The 24,319-nt window shown below is 54.7% G+C and carries 20 protein-coding genes; 6 read left to right on the top strand and 14 right to left on the bottom strand.

The genetic code is table 11. The features are described from left to right. Positions 1–55: 55 nt before the first annotated feature. From PSE_RS06815 to PSE_RS06805, 3 genes are all read left to right on the top strand, one after another. Positions 56–952 carry a LysR family transcriptional regulator gene (locus PSE_RS06815; protein ID WP_014284178.1) on the top strand — a complete coding sequence of 299 codons (897 nt, stop codon included), beginning with the start codon at positions 56–58 and terminating at the stop codon, positions 950–952. A gap of 487 nt (positions 953–1,439) precedes the next feature. Beyond that, a complete protein-coding gene (locus tag PSE_RS06810; RefSeq protein WP_208998104.1) occupies positions 1,440–3,659 on the top strand; it encodes a type I secretion system permease/ATPase in 2,220 nt (739 codons plus the stop codon). After that, positions 3,656–4,966: an HlyD family type I secretion periplasmic adaptor subunit gene (locus PSE_RS06805; RefSeq protein ID WP_014284176.1), complete on the top strand. Its 1,311-nt coding sequence runs from the start codon at positions 3,656–3,658 to the stop codon at positions 4,964–4,966. The genes PSE_RS06810 and PSE_RS06805 overlap by 4 nt, the downstream gene beginning before the upstream one ends. A gap of 21 nt (positions 4,967–4,987) precedes the next feature. On the opposite strand, the gene nagA is transcribed toward PSE_RS06805, so the two are convergent. The 10 genes from nagA to PSE_RS06755 all read right to left on the bottom strand — a co-directional run bounded on the left by nagA (position 4,988) and on the right by PSE_RS06755 (position 15,936). After that, the gene (gene nagA, locus PSE_RS06800; protein WP_014284175.1) at positions 4,988–6,133 is read right to left on the bottom strand and encodes an N-acetylglucosamine-6-phosphate deacetylase; all 1,146 of its coding nucleotides are present in this window, start codon (positions 6,131–6,133) and stop codon (positions 4,988–4,990) included. Further along, positions 6,130–7,443 (bottom strand): class II D-tagatose-bisphosphate aldolase non-catalytic subunit, encoded by a 1,314-nt coding sequence (locus PSE_RS06795; RefSeq protein WP_014284174.1) that lies wholly within the window; start codon positions 7,441–7,443, stop codon positions 6,130–6,132. The genes nagA and PSE_RS06795 overlap by 4 nt, the downstream gene beginning before the upstream one ends. Next, positions 7,440–8,375, bottom strand: coding sequence for an ROK family protein (locus PSE_RS06790; RefSeq protein ID WP_014284173.1), 936 nt, complete (start codon positions 8,373–8,375; stop codon positions 7,440–7,442). Before PSE_RS06790 ends, PSE_RS06795 begins: the two co-directional genes overlap by 4 nt. Position 8,376: 1 nt before the next feature. Continuing rightward, positions 8,377–9,483, bottom strand: a complete 1,107-nt coding sequence (locus tag PSE_RS06785) for an SIS domain-containing protein (RefSeq protein WP_014284172.1) — start codon at positions 9,481–9,483, stop codon at positions 8,377–8,379. A gap of 20 nt (positions 9,484–9,503) precedes the next feature. Next, positions 9,504–10,514 (bottom strand): SIS domain-containing protein, encoded by a 1,011-nt coding sequence (locus PSE_RS06780; protein WP_014284171.1) that lies wholly within the window; start codon positions 10,512–10,514, stop codon positions 9,504–9,506. Further along, positions 10,511–11,695, bottom strand: coding sequence for a Gfo/Idh/MocA family protein (locus tag PSE_RS06775; protein WP_014284170.1), 1,185 nt, complete (start codon positions 11,693–11,695; stop codon positions 10,511–10,513). The genes PSE_RS06780 and PSE_RS06775 overlap by 4 nt, the downstream gene beginning before the upstream one ends. Before the next feature lie 9 nt (positions 11,696–11,704). Then, the gene (locus PSE_RS06770; RefSeq protein ID WP_014284169.1) at positions 11,705–12,805 is read right to left on the bottom strand and encodes an ABC transporter ATP-binding protein; all 1,101 of its coding nucleotides are present in this window, start codon (positions 12,803–12,805) and stop codon (positions 11,705–11,707) included. 62 nt (positions 12,806–12,867) lie between these two features. Beyond that, positions 12,868–14,088 carry a sugar ABC transporter substrate-binding protein gene (locus PSE_RS06765; protein WP_041768079.1) on the bottom strand — a complete coding sequence of 407 codons (1,221 nt, stop codon included), beginning with the start codon at positions 14,086–14,088 and terminating at the stop codon, positions 12,868–12,870. A 38-nt stretch (positions 14,089–14,126) separates the two neighbouring features. Further along, entirely contained in the window at positions 14,127–14,969 is an 843-nt protein-coding gene (locus PSE_RS06760) for a carbohydrate ABC transporter permease (RefSeq protein WP_008552242.1), read from the bottom strand. 1 nt (position 14,970) lies between these two features. Beyond that, positions 14,971–15,936 (bottom strand): carbohydrate ABC transporter permease, encoded by a 966-nt coding sequence (locus tag PSE_RS06755; RefSeq protein ID WP_008552137.1) that lies wholly within the window; start codon positions 15,934–15,936, stop codon positions 14,971–14,973. 288 nt (positions 15,937–16,224) lie between these two features. Here PSE_RS06755 and PSE_RS06750 point away from each other — a divergent pair, with 288 nt between their 5' ends. Next, positions 16,225–17,007 carry a GntR family transcriptional regulator gene (locus PSE_RS06750; RefSeq protein ID WP_014284167.1) on the top strand — a complete coding sequence of 261 codons (783 nt, stop codon included), beginning with the start codon at positions 16,225–16,227 and terminating at the stop codon, positions 17,005–17,007. Between the two features lie 48 nt (positions 17,008–17,055). On the opposite strand, the gene PSE_RS06745 is transcribed toward PSE_RS06750, so the two are convergent. After that, positions 17,056–18,975, bottom strand: coding sequence for a beta-N-acetylhexosaminidase (locus PSE_RS06745; RefSeq protein WP_014284166.1), 1,920 nt, complete (start codon positions 18,973–18,975; stop codon positions 17,056–17,058). Positions 18,976–19,524: 549 nt separating this feature from the next. On the opposite strand from PSE_RS06745, the gene PSE_RS06740 reads away from it, so the two are divergent. After that, the gene (locus tag PSE_RS06740) at positions 19,525–20,370 is read left to right on the top strand and encodes an alpha/beta fold hydrolase (RefSeq protein ID WP_148266096.1); all 846 of its coding nucleotides are present in this window, start codon (positions 19,525–19,527) and stop codon (positions 20,368–20,370) included. A gap of 9 nt (positions 20,371–20,379) precedes the next feature. On the opposite strand, the gene PSE_RS06735 is transcribed toward PSE_RS06740, so the two are convergent. The 3 genes from PSE_RS06735 to PSE_RS06725 form a co-directional block, all read right to left on the bottom strand. Further along, entirely contained in the window at positions 20,380–21,030 is a 651-nt protein-coding gene (locus PSE_RS06735) for a LysE family translocator (protein ID WP_148266095.1), read from the bottom strand. A gap of 464 nt (positions 21,031–21,494) precedes the next feature. Beyond that, a complete protein-coding gene (locus PSE_RS06730; protein WP_148266094.1) occupies positions 21,495–22,073 on the bottom strand; it encodes an NADPH-dependent FMN reductase in 579 nt (192 codons plus the stop codon). A 119-nt stretch (positions 22,074–22,192) separates the two neighbouring features. Continuing rightward, positions 22,193–22,363: a XapX domain-containing protein gene (locus PSE_RS06725; RefSeq protein WP_008552160.1), complete on the bottom strand. Its 171-nt coding sequence runs from the start codon at positions 22,361–22,363 to the stop codon at positions 22,193–22,195. A gap of 520 nt (positions 22,364–22,883) precedes the next feature. On the opposite strand from PSE_RS06725, the gene PSE_RS06715 reads away from it, so the two are divergent. Beyond that, positions 22,884–24,317 carry a sterol desaturase family protein gene (locus PSE_RS06715; protein ID WP_014284161.1) on the top strand — a complete coding sequence of 478 codons (1,434 nt, stop codon included), beginning with the start codon at positions 22,884–22,886 and terminating at the stop codon, positions 24,315–24,317. Positions 24,318–24,319: the final 2 nt, after the last annotated feature.

The following is a 24,319-nucleotide window of genomic DNA, read 5'->3' as shown; positions in this document are numbered from 1 at the left end:
TAAGCGCTTTCTTTGCTATGTAAATTCGATTGAAATGCAGATATGATATTCAATTATGAATAGTAGCTTGCATCATCTTTCCTGGGATCTGATCGGCATTTTTGTGGCTGTGGCGGAGACCGGCAGTCTTTCAGCAGCGGCCAAACAGCTGAACCAGAGCCAGCCGACCATTGGGCGTCAGGTGAAAGCGATTGAGGCTGAGCTGGGCGTCTCCCTGTTCTATCGCCATCAACGCGGGCTTGGGTTGACGGAAGATGGTGAGGCCTTGCTGCCCCATGCCAAAGCGATGCATGCGGCGGCGGCGCAGTTTCTGCTGCATGCGGAGGAGCGGAAGCAGAGCGGATTTGCTGGTTCTGTGCGCGTAACGGCCAGTCAGGTGATTTCCAATTATGTGATGCCCAAGCTGATCGCAGAGTTTCGGCAGGCTTATCCAGAGATCCAGATTGATCTGGTGCCGTCTGATGATGCGCAGAACCTGCTGTTTCAGGAAGCGGACATTGCTGTGCGTATGTTTACGCCAACTCAGTTGGACATTGTGGCCAAGAAGATTGGCGAAACGCCTCTGGGGTTGTTCGCCAGCAAGGCATTCCTTGAGCGTGTTGGCATGCCCAAGACCAGAGAAGACCTGTTTGCGCTGGATTGGATTGGTTATGACCGGTCAGATCTGATCCTGCGCGGCATGCAGGAAGCAGGGCTGGAGGTGGACCGGAACTTCTTCAGCGTGCGGTGTGATGACAGGGTGACCTACTGGGAGCTGGTGCGGGCTGGGTGCGGTGTCGGGCTCGGGCAGATTGGTATTGGCGTTGAAGATGACAGCCTTGTTCGCCTTGAACTGGACGATCCTTTACCTGCTTTGCCCGTTTGGCTGGCCTCCCCTCATACCCTCAAGCAAATTCCGCGTATCAAGCTACTCTTTGATTTCTTAGCTGAGAAACTGCCTAAGCTGTTGTGAATGAGAGCTTCTGAGGGACTTTGGTTCTCTTAGCCAGCATTACCCCCTCAGAAAGCAGGGAGATTCCTTCCCTTACGGAAATTATCCCATTATCCCCTTTCGTACACACGCCCTGTCTCACACTTTTGGCGGTATCTATGCAGGGGGAATTGTCGGGAAAGCTGGAAAAACAGCTGTTTCAGCAGGCGCTGATTTTAAAGGCGTAGATTTTACAGTGAGTCTTTTGCCGAGAACATTCCTGCAATTTTTGCCCCGTAATTTGACGGTATAAGTTCCCAAGATTGCCACATTTTACTCAGGGTGTTTTCTTAGATCCCACAAGAACACCGAGACTTCTTAGCGAGAACTGAGAGATAAGACGGACCCAGTAATGCGTTGTATCTGCTTATCTTTCTGCTTCTCGCAAGAAGACCAAATAAAGCGTGGCCCCTCTAAATACAAAGATCACTGAATTGTAGATTGCCGTCATAAAACAAGGGAACGCGCCGTGAGTGATTTTCGCTTGTCCAGCCCTCATGCCCTCAATCCCGAGGAAGGTAGCCATCCAATGCATGAGGTGCTGGACGCCCTCGTTGAAAGCATTGCTTACATCTCCCGCACGCATGGAAACTTTCTCAGTAAGACCGCCATTACTGCAGGTTTGCCGCTCATCAATGGCCGACTGCAATTTTCGCAGGTTGAGAAAGCCGCTGAGAACTGCGGATTGCAAGCCGTCAAACAGCGGATCGCGCTCAGTGAAATCTCCAGCAACAGCGTGCCGTGCTTGCTGGTGTTTCACGACAGGGCGCTGCGCCTGCTAGTGGGGTACGATGCTGCCACGCGGCAGGTAAAGCTGCTGGATCCGCTGGATTTGGAAAGGCCGCAGTTTCTGAGTCTTGATATTCTACAGCGGGCTTATTCTGGCTATGCGATCCTGTTTTCCTCGCTCCATGCCAAGGACAGCAGTGGGCAGGTGCAGGAGAGCAACAAGCACTGGTTCTGGAGTGAGTTCACCCGCTTCTGGCCAGACTATGGCAGTGTGGCGGTTGGGACGTTGCTCATCAACTTGCTCGCCCTTGCCTCTCCCCTCTTTATCATGAATGTTTACGACCGCATCCTTCCCAACTTTGCGGTCGCTTCTTTATGGGCATTGACGATTGGCGTGATGATTGCGTTGGCCGGAGACAGTGCGCTGAAGGTGGCGCGGTCTTCCATCCTCAACAGTCTTGGCAAAAAGGCCGATCAGCGGCTGGCTTCGAAGATCTTCTCCCAGATGCAGAACATTGATTTTGCGGTCAAAACCAAAAGTTCGGGAGAGTATGCGGGGACGGTTCATGAATATGAGAAACTTCGCGAGTTCTTCAGCTCCACTGCATTGATTGCCTTGCTCGATTTTTGTTTTGTCGGGCTTTTTATTTGCATCCTGTTCTTCATTGTCGGCCCCATCGCCTGGATCCCGCTGCTGGCCATTCCGGTGGTCTGTCTCATCAATCTTGGAGCCCAATTGCCGCTGGAGCGTGCTGTACAGGCATCCAGTCTGGAAGGTAACAAGCGGCAGAACATCCTGATGGAGACATTGGGCGGGCATGAAACAATTCGGGCTCTAAATGCGGAAGCGCATATGCAGGCGCGGTGGGAGCACTCGGTGGAGCGCAGCAGTGAGGTTCTTTTACAGAGCCGGTACTGGTCCAACCTTGCCATGGTTGGAACGGGGCATGTGCAAGGCATGGTCTCGGTGCTGATCATTGTCTGGGGTGTTTATCGGGTGGAAGCTGGTGCGGTGAACATGGGCGGGCTCATCGCTGCGATGATGCTGTCTTCCCGCGTGCTTGCGCCCATCTCCTCTATTGCCAATGCGCTGGTTCGCTTTCGGCAGGTACTACATAGTTTTCGCCAGTTGGACGAGTTGTTGAGCCAGCCAACAGAACGCAAAGCGGGGAAAGCAACGGCAAACCTTAGGCGGTGCCGCGGTGAGGTTCAGTTCCAGAACGTGAGCTTCTCTTATCCGCTCAGCGAAAAGGCCAGCATCACGCATTGCAGTTTTGCCATTTCACCGGGGGATACGGTTGGGCTGATTGGGTGTGTTGGGTCTGGCAAATCCACGGTTGGTCGGCTGATGAGCGGACTGCGTTATCCAACCGAGGGTGCGGTGCTGATTGACGGCATTGATACGCGGCAGTTTGATCCTGCGGATCTGCGCCGGTTTGTTGGCTATCAGTCTCAGGAAAACACACTGTTTCAGGGCACGTTACGCGACAACCTTTGCCTAGGTCTGCCTCATCTCACCAATGAGGAGATTGAGGAGGTTTGCCATATCACGGGGCTGGATGCTCTCGTGAACAAGCATCCGGCTGGGTTCAATCTTATTGTTGGAGAAAATGGTGGTGCCCTTTCCGGCGGTCAGCGGCAGTGTGTAGCATTAGCGCGGATACTATTGCGCAAGCCGAAGATCCTGTTTCTGGATGAACCTTCCAGCCAGCTGGACCTTTCCGCTGAGCAACGGCTTTTGCAGGGGCTGCAGAATTACAACAATGGGGCTTTGACACTTATCATCAGCACGCACCGCCCTTCCCTTTTGAAGCTCACCAAGCGACTGATCGTTCTGGATCAAGGGCGCGTTATTGCAGATGGGCCGAGTGATGAAGTTCGGGACATGATGCAGCAACCGCGTCTTCGGGAAGTGCCTCGTCCAGCGCAGGTTCCCATTGAAGAAAGGCTGCGCGCATGAAGGGCTGGTCGCTTCCCATTGAGCCTTTGCACTTGCCGGAGTTTCACAGTGCAAAGCATTCGCGCATTCTGATTTTCACCTGCGCCGGGATCCTCTTGTTGCTGTTCGTCTGGTCTGCTTTTGCGCATGTGGAGGAAGTGACACGAGGTGATGGCCGTGTGATCCCCTCTCGCCAGATGCAGATTGTGCAAGCACCAGAGCGTGGGATTGTCTCCGAGGTGTTGTTCTATGAAGGGGAGATCGTGGAACAAGGGGCTGTTCTGGTGAAGCTGGATAATACCGGTTTTGCTTCCCAACTGGGAGAGTTGCAGCAGAAGAAGTATGCATTGCAGGCCCGTCTTGCGCGGTTGATGGCGGAGGCGCGGCAGGCAAATCTTCAGCTGAACCTGAGCAATACGCCCTCTGACATTGCTGCCTTCCTGCAGCGAGAGCTGGAGGTTTACAAGGCGCGTAAGGATCAGCTCAATGCTGAGGTTGCCGTGCTGCGCAGCCAGTTTAGCCAGAAAGAGCAGGATCTGAAGCAGCTGGAAGCGGAAGCGCAGATGCTGGGCTCTAACCTCACAATTATCGCGCGCGAGTTGGAGATCAATCAGCAGCTCTATAAGCGAGGGGTTCTGCCAGAGATTGAGTTCTTGCGGCTCAAGCGTCAGTACACGACCATGCATGGTGAGCAGCAGATGCTGGAGGCCTCATTAGCCAGTGCACGGTCGGCGAAGCAGGAAGCGATGCAGCGGGTCATCTCTGCGCAGACAGCTTTTGCCTCCAAGGCGCAATCGGATCTGGTGGCGACGAAAGCGGAGCTGGCGGTGATTGAGGAGCGGTTGCGGGGGGCGGAAGACCGCGTTCACCGCAGTGCGTTGGTGGCGCCTGTTCGTGGTGTGATCAATAAGCTCAACGTGAGCACCATTGGCGCGGTGGTTCAGGCCGGTGAGCCGCTGGTGGAGATTGTACCACTGGAAGACACGCTGCTGATTGCTGCCCAGATACAACCACAGCACGTGGCCTTCTTGCACCCGGGACAAGATGTGAGCGTGAAGGTAACGGCCTATGACTACTCCATTTATGGAGGACTTGAAGGGGTGCTGGAGCGGATCAGCCCGGATACATCTGAGGATGAACGCGGTCAGGCGTTTTTCAAGGTGATCGTGCGCACCAGACAGAACCATCTGGGATCAGAGGAGAACCCTTTACCCATCACACCCGGCATGACGGCGAGCATCGACATTCTCACAGGCGAGAAAAGCGTGCTGAGTTACATCGCTAAGCCGCTGATCAAGGTGAAGGCAGAGGCGTTTCGGGAGCGGTGAGGTAAATCCTCTCGCGCTTGCTTAAGCCATTTGCGAGAGGAATGTGAAGGAGCTGTAGTCCGGCGCGATCAGCAGAAGGTCTTCGACATCTGCAGTTTCCAGATTGGCGACAGACTGGGTCAGGCCCATCAGCGCTGCAGGGTTGGAGAGGCCCATGCGCAGAACTTCTTCAGCAGGGCACTCAAGCGTATTGATCATGCGGGCCACGGACTCAAACATGGTGACGTGCGCTCCAGCCAGAGATCCGGCTTTGTTGATGAGCTTGCCGTCTTCCAGATAGACCTGATGACCGTAAAGATCGAAGTTGTCCGGTCCACCTACGGTAGGCATGGCATCGCTGATGATGATCATATGGTCTTTGACAGGGCGCGCGCGCATGGCGAGGCGCAGCATGTCGTCTGCCACGTGATGACCATCTACGATCAGCGAGCAATAAGCGGTGCTGTTGATGCCTGTTCCGACAGCTCCCGGCTCGCGGTTGACCATCTGGGACATGCCGTTGAACAGGTGCGTGAAGAGGTTGGCGCCCTCTTCCAGAACAGGTTTGATCTGCGCTGCGCCTGCATCGGTATGACCGATAGAAACCACGGCGCCCATCTCGACCAGTCTGGCAACATCGCCTTTAGCAACGCCTTCTGGTGCAACTGTCACCAAAACGGGGATGTCCCGATCCCGCAGATCGCGGACCAGTTCCAAACTGCGCTTATTGAGCGGGCGGACCCAGCTGGCTTCGTGAGTGCCTTTGCGTTCCACACTGATGTGCGGGCCTTCGATGTGAATGCCTTTGATGCCATGGGTGCCATAGGCATCCTTCATGGCCTCAACAGCCTCTTCCAGCACCTGCGGCGCATCGGTGATGACCGTTGGCAGCAAGGCCGTGGTGCCGAACTGTCGGTGGGCCTCAGCAATGGCTGCCAGACCTTCTGGTGTTGGGGTGGTGTTGTAAAGGACACCACCGCCACCGTTGATCTGGATATCAAAGAAACCCGGTGTGATGAGGCCTGAGAGCTTTTTCACTGTCACATCGGTGGGCAACTGGTCTGCTGGAGACAGGCCTGCGTATTTGCCGTTCACCAGATGAATGGCGGTATCGGTCAGCAGGTTCTGCCCGTCAAACAGCTGATCTGGGCTCAGCCAGATATCTTGGTTGCCCGGTGCGGTGCTCATAGAGCCTCCTCAAGCTGAGGTGTCTCAACTCTCTCAAAGAAATAAGGGTCCAATGCCTGCTGGATTTCAGCAAGCACGAGCGCCTTCTCTATGCCAAAACCGTAGCTCTGCAAAGCCCGCGCACGTTCAACAGTTTGAGATGCAAACAGTTGAAGCAGCAGTGTTTCTGGAATCTTATGGGTTTGAAGAGCCGCAAAGAGTGCCTCAAGGGCATCCTGCACCTTCTCCTGAGGCCAGTAATACCGAATGCGATCTGCATAACTGAAGTGGCGCAGCAGGCGCAGTTCGTGATCCGAGCCCTGATAATGCGAACGCCAGTATTTGGGCTCTGACAGCATCTCGGTTTCCAGGATCTTTGAGATTTTTGGAGCTGTGCGTTTGTCCTCATCCAGCCAATCCAGCATCTGATCGAGTGCATAGATCGCCTGCCGATAGGCGAAGGTGAGCGCGGGGCCGACTTTCAGGATCGCGAAGCCCATATTGGCGAGGCGTGGGAAAGCGTTGTCCAGCTGGTAGTCAGTGCTGTGCGCTTCGAACACCACGTTCGTGAACGGGTCCAATGCAGCGCGCAGGGCTTTGCCGTCGTCTGCTGGCAGATGGTCGATGTGGAAGGGTGAGAACTCCACGCCCGGCTGAACGACAAGACCGCAAATGCGTTCTTTGGCGGCATGCAGGCCCAGCACATCAAACTTCTCGAAATGCATCTGCAAGGTACGGGAGGCACGCGCAGGCGGGGTTGGCTCAATGCCATGAGCCTCGCCTTCCTCACGCGCGCCTCCGGGAGGAGGAACTTCCGTACCGACGATGTAGTTGAGGCGGGTTGGGTCTGGAGCAAATTCTTCGCAGACTGCTGCCAGTTCGGCAGCCCGGCTGGCGCTTAACTCATCACCAACCTGAGCTTCTTCACCTGCGCAGCCTTCGGAGCAGTCCAGATGGATTTTGGTGAAACCGGCCTGCACATAGGCTTTCATCAGCTCTTTGGCTTTGGCCATGGCTTTTTCGGCAGGCATGGAGCGCCAGGCTTGGGGCCCGAGGTGGTCACCGCCAAGGATCAGCGCGTCTTCCGGCAATCCGGCTGAGGTACAAATGCCTTTGACATAGCTGACAAAATCAGCGGGCTTCATACCGGTGTAGCCGCCATCCTGATTGACCTGATTGCTGGTGGCTTCCAGCAGCAGGGTCGCGTTCTTTTCTGCAGCGAGCAGAGCAGAAGCGAGGATGACATCCGGCTGTGCGGAGCAGATGGAGGGAAGCGCGGCTCTGGCGCCTGCACGGTTGGCAGTGATCACCTCAAGCAGTGGATTGCTCATGACGCTTCCTCCAGTATTTCGTAGTTTTGAACGGCTGCAAGAGCCGCGCCGCGCGTGCCGCTGCTGTCGCCGTATTCGGCAACGCGGATTTCCGGTGGCTCTGTCTGGTCCAGCAGATGCCCGGGCAAAGCCTCGGAAATGATGCGGTCGATATTCGGGATCTTGGAAAGGCCACCGCCAAGCACGATGCAGTCCGGGTCCACGGTGCATTGGAGCGCCGTAACCAGTTCAGCGGCAATGCGTGCCCACATACGCATGACTTCCTGCATCTGCGGATCACCCGCAGCGGCTGCTGTGGTGATGGCCTGCGCGTCCACATCCTTACCGGTGACGTGCTTTGCGAGGCGGCGCATTCCGGGGCCAGCGAGGTAGGTCTCAAAACAACCGGTGCGACCACATCCACACTGGATGCCATCGAGCCCAAGTTCCTTGATGGTCATGTATGGAATGCCGAGATGACCGTACTCCCCGGCAGCGCCGTTGAGGCCCGAGATCAGGGTGCCGTTGGAGCAATATCCGCCGCCAACGCCGGTGCCGATGATCAAGCCGAAGACACTGGCATAGCTGCGGCCTGCGCCGAGCATGGCCTCGGAAAGGGCAAAGCAGTTGCAGTCGTTTTCAAACGCGACGGCTCTGCCCAGTTTGTCAATCAGATCCTCATGAACAGTGCGGCCCGAGGCAAGCAGGTTGGCGGTGAGAAACTTGCCGGTTCGTTTAGAATGGAAACCGGGAATACCGACCCCCACCGGCAGGCCTTTAGAGCCTGCGGTTTCTTCCAGCCAGATCACCATCTCGCAGAGGGCATCTACCAGATTTTCGTAGGAATCATGCGGTGTTGGGATACGTTTGGTTTCAACCACGGCCCAATCATGGTCGAAGGCGGTTGCCTCGATTTTGGTGCCACCCAGATCTATGCCACCTGCTCGAACCATATCAGGCCTCTTCCAATGCGTAGAGCTTTACACCCGAGACCACGCGGGTCAGCGTACCCTGCCCTTCAAACGGATTGTCGACGTTGAAGCCAAGCTGATTGGACCATGCCACACCCAGCCACTGGGCAATGAGTACAGTGAGGACGGACATCCAGCCATCCTCCAGTTTGCATGGAATATGCACATCCGCCTTGGCGGAGTTGCCGATGGTCACTACCGTTTGCTCACCAAACTGTGCCTTCACCTCATCTGCCAGATCTTCGTCATAGCGGCGGGAGTGCAGGTTGTTGGAGAGGAACACGAAGACCTTGGTCTGGTCATCCACGAACGACTTTGGCCCATGCCGGAAGCCAAGAGAGCTGTCCCAGATAGATGGGATTTTGCCCGCGGCCAGTTCCATCACCTTCAGCGCACTTTCACGAGCGACGAAGGCTAGTGGCCCAGAGCCCACGAACACAGCACGCTGCGGGATGGTGAGTTTGCCCACCAGCTGATCCGCCTCTGCCAGCACGATTTCAGCTGCGTGGCTGATCTCGTTCATGTTGGCGGCAAACTCTTCCGGTGTTTCCTGTCCAAACACAGCCATGGCCGTCAGGATCATGGTGGTGAAGCTGGAAGTCATGGCGAAGCCGCTGTCGTGGCATTCGTCCGGCAACACAATCACGCGCTGGCTGGCCTGTGAGGCAGGCTGGCGGATTGCCAGAGCACTGTCCTTGTTGCAGGTGATGTTCAGCCGTGGTGCTTCTGGGAAGATTGCGTCCAGCAAGTCCAGCGTGCCAATAGACTCGGTGGAGTTGCCGGAACGACCGAAGGAAACGACCAGTGGGATCACACCGTTGCGTTTGAACGCATGCGGTGCGCTGACCAGATCAGTTGAAGGAACCGAGCGCATTGGCAACACGGAGGTTGCGTCCAGCGCTCTGCACAGAAGGTCGCCAATATAGGCTGACGTGCCTGCCCCGCAGAACCAGACTTCCGTAGCGCCTGAGTTGGCGACCCACTCGCTCAGGTCACTGAGGCGGGTAGAAAACTCCTGCCCCCAGCTTGCCCAGATTTGCGGTTGCGCCTGAATTTCGCGCGTAGTTGCCCATTTGGTCAGATCGACCATCGCAGTATTCCTTCATAAAATCAAATAGTTACAGTAACCTTAGAAAGTGTTTCCGGTTGGTCTGGATCCAGACCCAACTGGAGAGCAATTTCCAAAATCACTGGGTACAATGCACGCAGCAGCATGGCGGAGCTTGCTGCGGGAGTAAGGCCCTGCGCACCAACGGTTTCTGGTGTCAGGCGGAAAACATTTGCGCCGACGGAGCGGAACCGCTCTTCGGCCAGGCTCAGGCTTTGGTTGCTGACTTCTTCCCCCGTATCCAAAATGAGGACACAGAGCGGTTTCGTGGCCAGTTGCAGCGGGCCGTGTAGCACCTCAGCCGCGGAGTATGCCTCGGCATGAATAGCCGTGGTTTCCTTCAGCTTCAACGCCACTTCATGGGCAGCGCCGAACCCGCATCCGCGCCCGATGACATAGACATGCGGTGTGGATTTTACGGCCTCGATGATCTGGTCAGCCTGTTCAAGTTTGGCATCAGCGCTGGCCCACATGGCTTTGGCTGCAGCTTCACAGGCTTTGACGTAATCCGGTTTAAGCGCTGCCAGAAGAGCCATTCCGGCGGCGATGGTGCAGATCACTGTTTTGGTGGCAGGAACGGCTTGTTCCAGCCCTGCTTTGATATCGACAAAGGCATCCGCTTCGGCTGCCAGCGGAGAGCCGGGTGTGTTGGTAATGGCCAGCGTTTTACCGCCCGCATTCTTGAACCCGATTGCAGCGCTGATCAGATCTTTACTTCCCCCGGATTGGGAGAAAATAAGCGCGCCAGCATTGCCCAGCTGCAATCCATTCCCCAAGCTGAACACAGAGGGCGGCAAGGTTGTTACCGGCTTTTGCAATTCAGCCATCAGTTCATAGGAGATCAGGTTGGCTGCAGCGTCTGAGCTTCCACGCGCAATGGTGTAAAACGCGTCGAGCTTGTCCAGTGCTGCTGCTTTGACACTTGCTGAAAGGTCCTGAAGCACGCCTTCAGCAAATGCCGGAATTGCCTGATCGATCTCAGCACGCATGTACGCGCCGGGGAGTTTGGTCACTGTATTGATTCCATCTTTTTTGTTGTTGCTGCGGTCCCCCGCAGGTCGAAACTGTCAAATTTTTCCCAGTAGGAGGTCAGATCCACGACCTGACCGGTGGTGCGCGCCTGATCCAATGCCAGTGCGGCAACGCCTGCTTCCAATGCGTCCACGACGGAGACTGGCAGGCTGTCCATTTCACCGCGCAGGTACGCGCAGAGGTCCTGACACATCATGTCATCAGCGCCGTAGTGTGCGCCGGGGCGGTCAATCGACTTGGTGTAATCTTCGTCCACCAATGTGCCACGGGTATGAGCATCGGTGACTTTCAGATAACCGCGTACGAAGTCGCCTTCCGCCATGCCTTTGGTGCCAATCACGCAGAACCGGCGGTGTTCGTCCGGCACGTTGATGTTGGTGTGGAAGGCCATGGTGGCGCCGCTCTCGTATTCGAGGATTGCGGTCTGGTGGTCGACGATATCTCCATCGGAGAGGAACGGATCTTCCGCAGCTTCCCAGATGGATTCCTTCACGTGATACACCTGCGTATCTGCATCTTTTGCCGGTGCGTTGCTCGGGACAAAGGATTTTCTGCCGCCAAAGCTGGCGACGCGGGTTGGGCGTGAGCCGGTGACCATGTTGTAAATGTCGAGGTCGTGGCAGCATTTTTCCAGCATGAAGCCGCCGGAGTATTTGGAATAACGGCGCCAGTCCCGCATAAAGAAGGCACCGTGATACGGCGCGATATGCTCGTTGGCTTCAATAGAAACCACATCGCCGATCTGCCCCGCAGCCTGTGCGGCACGCAGGTCTCTTGCGTGCTGGGCGTAGCGGAGGACCAGACCGATGAGCACCTGATCTGCCCCATGCTTTGAGAGCAGCTCTGCTAGTTCCATGGTCTCTTCCATGGAGATCACGACAGGTTTTTCAGCGAACATGCGGATGCCAGCTTCCAGCCCCAGACGGATGTGCTCCAGGTGCATGTGGTTTGGTGAGCTGACGAACAGCAGGTCCGCTTTTTCACCCGCCAACATTTCTTCCAGCGTGTCGTAAGGCTTGATGGCCTCGTGGTTTTTGAGGCGCTCAATCTGGTGCGGTTTGGGGTCTACATAGGCCACCACTTCCGCTTCATCCATATGTGCCTGCAGCCTTTCCAGAACGCTGACAGCCCGCAAACCCAAACCAACAACGATGATACGCATGTGTTTCTCCTATGCGAGTTCCAGCGCGCCAAGACGCTGCTGTGCAAGCCCATCTGCATCAAAGACGTAGGCATCTTCCGGCTTGACGTTGAGTTTAATGGTTGTGCCTTCCGGTATTTCCGCCATACCCGGCAGCGATGCGCAGAAAGCGTTGTCGCCGTTGACTTTGCCATAGGCGATGGAATGGGCACCGAGGCGCTCCAGCACTTCCACGTGCATGGCGATTGGGCCGTTCTCATCCAGCTGCATGTGCTCAGGACGAATGCCGATTTCGACATTGTCGCCCGCCTTGATGTTCTGACATGCGACAGGCAGGCTCATGAGGCCGCCGTCTTGCAGCTGCACGTGCAGCATGCGGTCTTCCACACGGCTGACCATGGCGGAGACGAAGTTCATTTTGGGATGGCCGATGAAGCCTGCCACGAACTTGTTGCGCGGGTGCAGGTAGAGGTCCATCGGGGTGCCGCACTGTTCCACCACACCGCCGTTGAGCACCACTATGCGGTCAGCCATAGTCATGGCTTCTACCTGATCGTGGGTCACGTAAATCATTGTGGTGTCGAGGCTTTTGTGGAGCTTGGAGAGTTCCACGCGCATGTCCCCGCGCAGCGCTGCATCAAGGTTTGAGAGCGGCTCGTCGAACAGGAACACTTTTGGATTGCGAACAATAGACCGTCCAATAGCAACACGCTGGCGCTGACCACCGGAGAGCTGACCGGGCTTGTGCTCCAGGCGCTCTTCCAGCTGCAGAATGGCAGCGGCTTTATGGACACGGTCCTTGATCTCGTCTTCCGGGCGTTTGGCAACACGCAGTGGGAAGGCGATGTTTTCAAAAACTGAGAGGTGAGGATAGAGCGCGTAGCTCTGGAACACCATGGAGATTCCGCGATCAATGGGGTGGTCGTCGGAAACATCTTTGCCATCAATGATGATGGAGCCTTCGGAGGCTATTTCCAAACCTGCCACGATGCGCAACAAAGTTGTTTTTCCGCAGCCAGAGGGGCCAACGAAGACGACGAACTCCTTGTCCTCAATGGACAGGTTGACGTCCTTCAATACGGTTGTTGGTCCAAATGATTTTACGATGTTTTGTAGCTGAAGCGTGGCCATAATATTCGTCTTCTCGCGCTTGATAACGGGGAGAGGCTGCGGGCAGCCTCTCCGGGTTTTGCTTACTTGAACTCTTCGAGTTCTTCAGCGGCGATTGCCACCAGGTTTTCAGCAGTATCGTCTTTCAGGATGATGCCCTGAATCATGGAGTTGATGGTTGTCTGCATCGCTTTGTAATCAACAAAGAGAGGCTCCGGGCCACCGGTTGGGATGGAGTCTACGAAGACTGCCCAGTATGGATCGTCTTTGTAGAATGGCTTTTCCCAGCCAAGCTCTTCGTACTTGAGGATTGGTGTCAGGCCCCAACCGTCCGGGCTGTCCAGCGTGTACTGAGATTCACCGGAGGTCATCATGCGAGCGAATTCCATCGCCAGTTCTTCATGGCCGGAGCCTTTGAACACTGCGAGGGAGTCGGTGATCAGAAGCGTGCCGCTCACACCGTTTGGACCAGCTGGGATCGGCGCAACCTTGGTGGTGATGCCTTCTTTATGCTGACCGCGAGCCCATGGACCGTCGATGTACATGCCAACTTTGTTGTCGTTGAACAGATCACGGACCTGCGTACGCTCAAATGCGGTTGGACCGTCCTGTGCAACGTCTACCAGCTTGCCGTAGAACTTCAGAGTTTCCAAAGTGTTCTCGGAGTTCAGCGTGATTTCGTTGGTGGATGGATCGATCACCTGACCACCATTGGAATACAGGTAGTTCAGGAACTGGTGCATGGTGTTGTCGAAGTCTTTACCGGCCAGACCGACACCTGCTTTTCCGGTTTTGTCCTTGATCGCCTTTGCAGCGGTGTACATCTCATCCCAGGTCTTTGGCGCTTCACAAGCAAGACCGGCTTCTTCGAAGATGTCACAGTTCAGGAACAGACCCTTGGTGGAAAATGCCCGTGGGAAGCCCCAGAACTTATCACGATAGCTCACGGTGTTCAGCACGCCCGGCTGATACGCTTTCTGCTGATCTTCGGAGATCTTCACGTCAACAACCAGATTGTTGTCTGCCAGCTGCTTGAGTGTGCGCGAGCCCATGTAAGATACGGATGGCGGGCTGCCAGCGGATGCAAGCTTCAGAGACTTATCCTGACAGGTGCCCCATGGAAGGCTTTCCATGTTGACGGTGTTGCCCGGGAATTTTTCTTCAAACGCTGCGATAACCTTGCGATCCTGATCCAAGCCGTTGTCCCCACAACGGATGAAGTGCAGTTCTGCTGATTGTGCAGCTGATGCGCCCATTAGTGCGGCTGCGCTTGCAGCCATTGCGAATAGCAGTTTAGTCCTCATGGTTTCTCCTCCCAGTAACCAATGCTATTTTGAAAATGTCACTCCTTGATCGCACCAGCTGTGAGGCCGGCCACCAAGTAGCGTTGTAAAAATAAGAAAATTACGAGTACGGGCAGTATTCCAACAATGCTTGCTGCCATCATCTGGTTCCATTTGACTGACTGGTAGCCAATGAACTCGAGGATGCCCGCTGGCAGAGGCATAAACTCCTTGACGCTGTTAAAGGTGATCGCGAACAGGAACTGCTGTGCGTAGGCTGACAGGAACACAGCCACACCCACCACGATGAGGCCGGGAACGGCCAGTGGCAGCACCACACGGCGCAGGGTATACAGACGGCTGGCACCATCCATGAACGCTGCTTCTTCCAGTTCGCGTGGGATTTTTTCCAGATAGGATTTCAGGAGCCAGATGCCCATTGGCAGCAGGAAGGCTGCGCCCGGAACGATCATGGCAAAGTAGGTGTTCAGCAGACCGTAGTTTCTCAGGAGCTTGTACAGCGGAATAAGCAGAACCGCGCCGGAGAACATGTTGACCGCCAGAAAGATGCCAAGGCTGACAGACTTGCCTTTGAAGTCAAACCGGGCATAGGCGTAGGCAGCTGGAATGATGAACGCTAGAGACAGAGCTGTCACCGACAGTGAGATCAGCATGCTGTTTGCGATGTAACGCGGCAGCATTGGCACTGTCTCCCACATCTGGGAGTAGGCTCTGAACGAGAAGTCATCTGACCAGAACTGATAGGGCGAGCGGAACAGGTGCTCCAGTGGCCGCAGTGAGGTCATGAACATTTCGAAGAACGGCAACAGAATGAAGCCGAGGAAAATCGCCACGCAGAAGTAGAGAAATACTTTATGTGGCAGCGAGTAACGATCCATCATTTTAGGCTGCCTCGAAACGTTTTTTGATCTGGTGAAGCGCAAACAGGTAGACCAGTGAGAACACGCTGAGCAGTGTCACAACAATCACAGCACGTGCAGCACCTTGCCCGAACTTGAAGTTTGCGATGGCCATTTTGTAGGTGTCGATGATCAGCGTTGTGGTTGCGCTGCGTGGTCCGCCTTCGGTCAAAATCCAGATGATTTCGAAGGAGTTGAAGGTCCAGATCACGGAAAGGATCGACATGGTGATGATCACCGGCAAGATTTGCGGAATGGTGATGCGGCGGAAGCGATACCAACGGGATGCCCCATCCACGTAAGCAGCTTCATACAGATCACGCGGCACGCCCTGCATGGCTGCCAGCATGAAGATGGTCACCATTGGCAGACCGACCCAAACATCGGTGATCACAGCGGAATAGAACGCGCTGTTTTTGTAGGCCAGGAACTCGAATGGTCCATCCAGCACGCCAACATATTGCAGCACACCGGAGATGATGCCGAAGTGGCCGTTGTAGAGCCACAGCCAACCGAAACAGCCGATCGCGACCGGAACAATCCATGGTGGCATGACCAGCATGCGGAACAGTGCCCGACCCGGGATCGCCGCGTTGAGCAGCGTTGCACCGATCAGACCAAAAATGATTTTGAATGAGACAGACAGGAACATCCAATAGAACGTTCTGGAAATCGTCTGACTGAATTTGCGACTGCTGAGCAGCTTTTCGTAGTTGGCGGTGCCGATGTAAGCCTCGCCGCCAATGTTGGCGTTGGTGAAGGACAAGCGGATTGTCTCAACCAGCGGCCATGCCACGATAAGGATCAGATAAATTGCTGCCGGAGCAATCAAAAGCCATGCGAAGGTTGCTTCTGAGCGGAAGATCCGCTTGAGCACACCCTGTTTTGTTTTTCCCGAACCGCTGCGCTCGCCCTGATAAGGCAGCAGGTCCCCAGACGCATGTGTCATGCGCTCTCCCCAATTCCCAAAGGTGATCGGTTGTACCTCGCCGCTTGCGTCTTGTTATCGCCAGGGAGACGAACTGCGTGTTTATTTGCGAGTTGCCAAAATAATACCAAAACAAATCCATTTGTCTACCATTTCACTATCTCCTGTGAAATATTTCTGATTAACGCCAAAAAAGCCCTAGATTTCAGGGAAATCGAGCGGGGAAAAGCCTCGATATTTTCATTGGTATTCTATCGGTATTGTTTTGCATTGGTATCAAAAAGGTATTATAGGTAATACGGATTCATCATGAAGACGAGCAGAATGAGCGCACAAGAAGACACCCATACCGATCTGTTCTCAACGACATCCTGGCAGCAAAGGAGTGGCGGTCCACGCTACCTGCAGCTGTACCGGCACCTTGAATCCGCCATTAAAGATGGACGGTTAGCAGCAGCGACGACGCTGCCTGCCGAGCGAGAGTTGGCGACACTGACCGGGCTGTCCCGCGTGACGATTCGCAAAGCGATTTCGCAACTGGTCGTGGATGGTTTGGTGATTCAGCGCCGGGGCTCCGGTTCTTATGTGGCGCCTCAGATGAAGCGTATGGAGCAGTCTCTTTCTGCACTGACCAGCTTTACCGAGGACATGCAGCGGCGCGGGAAAACATCGTCTTCCGAGACCCTGTCCTGCGGCATCTACCTGCCTTCGCCAGAAGAGATTGTTGCGCTTGGCCTGCCTTCCGATGGACAGGTTTCGCGGATAACCCGCTTGCGCCGCGCAGATGGTATCCCTCTGGCGATCGAGACCAGTTCGCTCTCGACAGAGTTTGTTCCTGATCCGTCTCGGATTGAGACCTCGCTTTATGAGAAGCTGTCTTTAGAGGGCATGCGCCCTTCCCGCGCGATCCAGCGTATTTCTGCCTGCAAACTCACCGAAGAACAGGCAGCTTTGCTTGAGGTTTCTGAGGGAGATGCGGCACTTTACATCGACCGCACAGCGTACCTGCCCAGCGGGCGGGTGATTGAGCTGACCACGGGCGTTTATCGCGGCGATATCTATGATTTTGTTGCTGAATTGCGCAACGCTTAAGCTTTAGAAAAGACCCGCTGCCAAGGTTTGGAGCGGGTCTTTTGCTGTTTAGTCTCTGACATCCTGACGCCAACCAATAGCAGCGAACAGCTTGTTGTAGCAGGCGGCTTTTTGCGTGATTTGCTCTGCATCCGGCTTATTAGCGCGGGTGGCCCAGCCGATTTCTGAAATGCCCAGAATGCGCGGCGCCATCATGCTTTCCATATTGGCATCCCGCAGAACAACCTCTGACCACAAGCAACCTTGCGCACCGATGATCTTACCTTCCAACTCTGGCTCATTTTCCGGTACCGGATCCCAGTTGACGCTATCAGCAAGGCTTGTGATGCCTGCCCAGTTGAGGCCAATCTCGTTGAACTCGCCTGACGGTGCAATGTCCCAATAGGCATGCGCTGCTGGTGTCATCACGACGGAGTAGCCTTTGCGGGCAGCTTCGAGCCCCGGTCCCTGCTGGGTCCATGAGAACAGGATGGCATCGTTGTTGATGCCGCCGTTTGCACCTTTGGCTGCTTCCTCCCAAGCGGCGGGACGTACGCCCAGCGAGCTGACGTAGGCCCCCAGTTTGTCCATCATCCAGCCCTGCACATCATCAGCGGTCTCTAACCCCTGTTCTGCCTTTAGCTGTTCAATGGCCGGTGATTTGGTCCATGCCGCTGGCGGACGTTCATCACATCCCAGATGGAGATGCGCGAATGGGAAGATGCCGGAGACTTCTTTGGCCAGCGCTTCCATGTAAGTCCATGCTTCCGGTAAGGCCGGGTTGATGGTGTTGTTCAGGTAACCGTGAACGGAGACCTCGTTGCTTTCATCGGCAGCTTCGCGCAGTTCCGGATGGATCTGGAGCACGGCCCAAGAGTGGGCGGGTATCTCGATCTCCGGCAGAACTTCGATATGGAGCGCTTTGGCGTGCTCCACCAGTCGGCTGGCAAAGGCCTTGGAGTAGGTGCCGCCTTGTGGGCCATCTGCTGCGCCGTAGATGCCGGGTACAACACGGCCTTCTCCACGCATGCCAGATTTCTTCCAGAGTTCCGGATAGCTTTCCACCTCCAGACGGAAGGCCTCATCATCGCAGAAGTGCCAGTGGAAGCGGTTGAGCTTGAACAAGGCCATCATATCGACGAGCCGCAGCAGTGTTTCCGGCTCGTAATAGTGGCGGGCGCAATCCAGATGCTGACCGCGCCATTCAAAGCGAGGCGCGTCTGCTATCTGACCGCATGGAATGGTGCCGCCATAGATCTGCTTGAGATTAAGAAGGGTGATCGCGCCATAAAAAGCGCCTGCTGCTGCGGATGCGGTGAGCGTGATGCCATCTGGCGCAATTGTCAGCTCATAGGCATCTTCTGCCAGTCCAGCGTTTCTGGTGAAGTGGAGCGGCGTCCCCTCTTCTGCAAGGAACGGGCCGATGTTGTTGCGTTCCGCCAGCATTTCCACGGCTTCAGTGCTGTCGGCCTCGCCATCCGTATCCCATGAACGGTCGAGCTTATAGCCAGCGCTGACATTCAGCGTTGCGCCAGTGGGTTGCCAGCTTTGCGGGGCTGGCACGAGCATCAGCTCATCAGAGGAAGGGTCGGCGTGTTGCTCAGGCAGTTTGGTGGAGTAGGTTTGGTCTATCCCACGCGGGGTGATCTGAACCGGCAGGATGCTGCCATCTTCCATCCGCAAGTAAGCGCCCTTGGGCAGCCAGCTGCGGTTGGAGGGGTTCATGTTGCTTTTGTACTTGAGCGTAAACGCCAGCGCCTGCCCTGTTCCCAGCTTGTCATTGTCGAACTGCAGCTCCACATACCCCGCTGTCATACGGTGGGTGTTGGCACCTTCGACCACTTCGCACGGAGCAAGCATGCTGAAGCAGAGTGTGTAGTTGGAGATTGGTGCATCGCATTTGGCAGAGAGGATGCAGCTGACCTGCCGGTCCTCCGTTCTCCATGTTTCCATTCTGATTGCAGTATCAGCACAGGCAGCAGCTTCCATGCTCACGACTCCTCACCAATTTCTGGATGTAGCAGTGAGCACACCAAGAGCTGTGGGTTGCTTGCGTGCATGCTCTAACTGCTTGAATTTGCGAATGTCCCTGTCAGAAATCCAAGTTTCACTTCTTGAAGAACAGGCGCTAGCATAGCTTCTACTTGGCTGGCGCTGTCAACACCTTGACCTACAAATAAACTCAGAATTCTGAATTGGTATTACTTTCAGGATGAGCAGAAGGTTACTTTAATTTGCTCAAATGAAAGCTGTTACTCCGAGGACCTCCACGCAATGTCACAGCCTCTTCTTGGTTGCATAGCGTGTTGACTGCACTGCGGTTTTACTCGTGTCTGGCGAAGTGCTTTTTGGGCAGGTACGCAACGTTACTCGGGAAGAGTGGCAGCTGATCAGGTATGCAAGCTACCTGCAAAATTCTAGGACCAGTTATTCAGAATTAGCACACGCCTCTTCCCTCCTGCAGGCTCATTTGCAGCTGCGTAACGGTTCTGTCCTATGATTTGCGAGAGTGTTTGAGTTGACCGCAAGAGGCCAATGATGATGGAACGCAAGACCGTAATGACCCGCGATGGCGTGGAGCTTTCTTACCTCACTGGGGGGCAAGGACGTCCTATTCTGTTGTTGGGTGGCTGGAGCCAGACCGCAACTGTGTGGGCAGGACAGTTCGCAGACTTCTGCCAGAGCCATACGGTCTATGCTCTCGATAACCGGGGCCATGGTGAATCGCAAAAGCCATCTGACGGCTATCGGATCCAGCGGTTTGCCAAGGATATGTTTGATGTGGTGGAGGCTCTGGACCTTCGTGATTTCGATGCGGTTGGGCATTCTCTGTCCGTCGCAATGCTCTGGGCTTATCAGGATATGTTTGGCACTGATCGCCCTGCACGCCGTATGGTGTTTATCGACGAACCCGCTGCCCTGATGGCAAGGCCTTCCTGGACGGAACAGGAAACTGAAGAGGCCGGTTCTATCCATCCCACCTTAGAAGCGCTTGATGAGATGGTGCGGTCTATTCGCCAGACGCGCAGCATTGAGGATCACCTTGCGATTATTGGCGGGATGTTCTCAAGCAGGATCAGTGAAGCCACTTTGCGAGAGTTGGCTGCGGAGAACCTGAAACTGCCCCGGAACTACGCTGCAGACCTTATTGAAAACCTGATGCTGCAGGACTGGCGGGCTCTTCTGCCCCACATTCCCCAGCCGACTCTTGTGTTCACAGGGGAACTCAGTTGGCATCCGCTGGCTTCACAACAGTTTATCGCAGAGACCATGCCCAATGCCTCTCTGGAGGTCTTCAGCGAGGACCAAGGCGGTTCTCACTTCCTGATGTTCGAAAACCAATCGCTCTTCAACAAGAAGGCTCTGAGTTTTCTGAATGGGTAATCTGCAGCCCTACTGCGTTTTCAGCGTGCTTTTGGAGATCATGTAGGCAGCACCTGCCAGAGCTGTTCCGGCGAAAGCGTCCATAGCCGCGCGGGAACGGGCGGAGACGGCGAACTTTGACGCTCGAGTTCCCAAGTAAGCGTAGAACAGCAGGGCCGGATATTCGAGGGCGATGTTGAAGAGTGCCAGCGCCATCATACGCAGCGCCATGCCATCCCCTTCCCCCGCAAACACGGGCAGCATCGCACCGAAGGACAAGACGGATTTCGGGTTGGCGCCCTGCATTGCAAATGAGGTGAGGAACAGCTTCAAAGCGGAAGCTGGCTTTTGCTCTTTCGCCTCCCCCAGTGAGGCGGTGAAAGCGGCTTTGAAAGATCCATATGCAAGATACAATAGATAAGCTACGCCAATCCATTTCACCGTTTCGAACAGAACCGGGAAAGACAATAGCAGTGCACTCATACCTCCGGCTGCCAGCAGTGCGTACATGAGGTTGGCACCGAACACACCTGCCATGCTGGCATGGGTTCTGCCAATACCGTTTGAGATGCTGTCACCAACCACTTTTAGTACCGCGGGACCAGGGGTGAAATTGAGCGCCATGAAGGTGACGATAAAACCAAACACCAAAGTGGCATCAAATGACTTGAGAAGATCCATGGCTTTTCCAATGCAACGGTGAAAATGCAGAAAGAACGCAAAGCAACGCACATAACAACGCAACCCCAAAACCGGGAATGCGAAGGGGAGATGACTGATGGTTCATCTCCCCTCGCGCGCGGATTAGAAATTCACTCGCCGTAAGCCTTTGTCAGGCCCGCCTCTCCAAACGTGGCACCGTGAGTTCCTTTGGCTGCCCCCTCTCCGCGCACTGTCTATGCAAACTCTGTTGCTGCGCAGTATCGCAAGGGGCGTGCCAAACTGGGTCTGTAGCAATGAATACACAGTAACTCATTGGTATAATTAGTTATATCTTCGGAAGCGCAGGCTTTCAGCAGGATGTCGGAAATCGATAATACTGCTCATTGTTTGATCAATGTGCCCGCAAGATAGTCACGCAGACAAAAAGAAACCCGGCCTTTTGGTGAGCCGGGTCTTATCTTTTTCAATGAGAAATTCGAGGTTTATGCTGGTTCAGCAACCTGAGACGGCGCTGCCATCTTACAGATCTGATCAATCAGATTGCGCAGTTTCTGGCGGGTTTCAGCGCAGGTAACTCGTCCGCTGTCGTCGGTTTTAGACGCCATATTGCCGACGGCAACATATCGTGGATGTACCCAGCAACCGTGGTCTGCTGCAAAAGACGACAGGCGCGGCAGCATTCTTACCCCCCCGAACGGACCCGGAGCAGCAGAGAGCAAACCAACGACTTTTCCCTCAAGCACAGAGTGGGATTTGCCAGCTGCTCGTCTGGAAGCCCAGGTGAACACGTTGTGCAGGTGCGGGGTATGGAAGCCGTTGTACTCAGGGGAAGAGAGAAGGATTACGTCAGCAGCTTCAATCTGTTGGCGGAGCAACGAGAGCTGGTTCTGAACGGCGGCATCTTCTTCAAGATCGGAATGGTAGAGGGGAAATGATGCCAGCTGATGGGAGAGGTGTTCGGTTTTGTGGTTGAGGTTATGCGCTTCTTCAGCTGCTGCATCCAGCAAGCTCTTATTCAACGAGCCTTTTCTGGTGCTTCCTGAGATGAGGAGGATGTTCATGGGAAACTCCATATGACAATATTTTTGTTTTTATATACATTTTCATTTCTTTATTATGCAAGCACAAAAAAAGCGGCACTGACATTCAGCACCGCTTTTTAAAGTTCGACCGCACTTTCTTAGGAGAAGAAGCGCTCTGTGATCTGCAGCATGATCTGATGACCGCCCCAAACGCCGAGGATCGCTACACAGCCAGACAGAACTGGCGGAGCTGGAATAGGCAGTTTGATCGCAGTGAAGATTGCTCCGATGATGAAACCAGCAAGAGTTGACATTAGCAGTTCAGTCATGGTGTCTCCCGTTAATTCTTTCTTATTGTTCAGAAAACTCTGTTTTCTAAGAACTACAGCCTTTGCTCTACTGCGCGCCCATACCCCGCGTTCCCCTGGGTGTATGACCGAAAACCATGAAGGACAGCCAGCTAAGGTCCTTGAATAAAATTGGGGCCCAGCCAACAAGGCAGGCCCTACCCTGTAATTGTCACTTTTAACGCAAAAAAAATCATTTGCAGAAAAAATATTCAAAATGCGCTTAGTTGCCGCACTGTCATTTTCATTAGTTTAATTATATCAATATGTTGACTAGTAATCATTTGTGTTAGTTCTGAGTAAAACTTCGGAATCTTCCTAGAAAACCTGCAGGCCGCACACTCCAGAAACACTCAGATTTGTGTTGTCAGCCCCTTCCTCTGCCTTTACGTTAAAGTCAACATAAGAGCCTTTGCAGACCTTACTCTGCAGATACGGGCCAGCAACTCTACGCTTTTTTGTTGCGCGGTTGATCTTAGGACGCTGTGCGAGGGGGAATAAAATGGCAGAGTACAACATTACAGCGCTGGCAATTCCGCTGTTTCTGTTTTTCATGCTGATTGAATATGCCTATCTGCGCCTGAGCGGACGGGACTTACACCGGTTTAGCGACAACATCGCCAGCCTTTCCATGGGCGTCTGCCTGCTGGTTTCTGATGCGCTGCTGAAAACCTTTACATTCTCGGTGTTTATATGGGCCTGGTCGTCCTATCGACTGTTTGATTTTGGCTCTGCCAGCTGGGTCACATGGGTGGTGTTCTTCTTTGGGGTGGACTTTTGTTATTACTGGTTCCATCGCATTGCCCACACCTACAACTTCCTTTGGGGCGCTCATGTGGGGCATCACCAGAGTGAGGAGTATAATCTGACCACAGCCCTGCGGCAGAGTGCGTTTCAATATGCGTTCTCGTGGGTCTTTTATCTGCCTCTCGCCTTCCTTGGTTGCCCGCCTGAGGTTTTCCTGATCCAGTTCATGCTGCTGAAGGCCTATCAGTTCTGGCTGCATACGCAGGCGATTGATCGTATCCCCCTGATGGAAGGCGTGTTTTCCACGCCCTCAAGCCATCGAGTCCACCACGCCAAGAATCCGATTTACATCGACAAAAACTTCGGCGGCACACTGGTGATCTGGGACCGGATGTTTGGCAGCTGGCAGCCGGAAGTCTCTGAGCACCCTTGCCACTATGGCACCACGACACAGCTGAAAACGTGGAACCCGGTCACAGCCAACCTGCAGCACTGGTCTATGCTTTTCCGCGACAGCCTGCATACACAAAGCTGGTGGGATAAAGTTCGTTTGTGGTTCAAGCCAACTGGCTGGCGGCCTGAAGATCGGCGACGCGTTTCCAACAAACTGCAGAAGACTGGCGTTTCCAACCGACCGAAATTTGACCCTGAAGTCTCCTCCATGACCAAGCTTTATTGCGGCGTGTCGTTTGCTCTGCTGGTGCTGTTGGTGACCATGTTCATCTTCCTTTCCCCGCAACTGGATGCCCGTGCATTGGCCTTTGGGGTTCTGCTTATACTGGCCGGATTGGTGATGATCTCGCAGTTTCTGGAAGGGAAGTTTCAGCTGCGATACGTCGAGGCGGTGCGCGTCCCTGCTCTGCTGTGGTTCCTTGCGGTGCTTTGGACCCTGCCGATTTCAACGCAGGTTTCTCAGCGGCTGGATGTGGCTCAGGATACCTCACCCAAGATAGAACTCTCTGAAGAAACAACGCTTTCTGCGCTGCCATGGCTGGAGAAGCCTGCGGTGTTGGATGGCAGCACGCCAGCTGTGCAGCAGGTGACGTGGCATCCTGACAGGGCGCAAGGACAGTTGGAATATACGCTGCGCTATGAGCTTTCCTCTTTCCCGGAGCATGTTGCGAACATCATCTCAGCTCGCAATGCGCTAGAAGAAAGCAGTCGGCTCTGGTTGGAGGAGCAGCTTTAGGC

Source organism: Pseudovibrio sp. FO-BEG1 (assembly GCF_000236645.1).
Lineage (GTDB): Bacteria > Pseudomonadota > Alphaproteobacteria > Rhizobiales > Stappiaceae > Pseudovibrio.
The sequence above is the reverse complement of the archived record's forward strand: the minus strand, read 5'-3'. Positions and strand labels throughout refer to the sequence as shown.